1 protein-coding gene is annotated in these 388 nt (G+C 57.0%); it reads left to right on the forward strand.

What is annotated here, in order from left to right:
* Positions 1-388 (forward strand): FtsK/SpoIIIE domain-containing protein (locus MWC30_RS22125; protein ID WP_254006179.1); only part of this gene is annotated, 388 nt, incomplete at both ends.

Raw genomic sequence — 388 nt, forward strand, 5'->3', positions numbered from 1 at the left:
GGAGCTGACCCAGTATGAGGGGATTCCACACTTATTGACGCCCATTATTACCAGCGCCAAGAAGGCCGCCGAAGCTCTGCAATGGGTCGTGCGTGAGATGGACCAGCGCTATGACGACCTGGCTGCGTTCGGATTCCGTCACGTCAAGGACTTCAATAAAGCTGTACAGGCTGGCGAGGTCACCTTGCCTCCGGGATCGGAACGGGTCTTGGCTCCCTACCCGTACCTGTTGGTCGTCGTTGACGAGCTGTCCGATCTCATGCTGGTAGCCCCTCGTGATGTTGAAGATTCCATCGTTCGTATTACCCAGTTGGCACGTGCTGCCGGTATCCACTTGGTGTTGGCTACTCAGCGTCCATCGACCGATGTGTGCACCGGCCTCATCAAG

The sequence above is a fragment of the Desulforhabdus sp. TSK genome, from assembly GCF_022836495.1.
In the GTDB taxonomy this organism is placed as follows: domain Bacteria; phylum Desulfobacterota; class Syntrophobacteria; order Syntrophobacterales; family Syntrophobacteraceae; genus Desulforhabdus.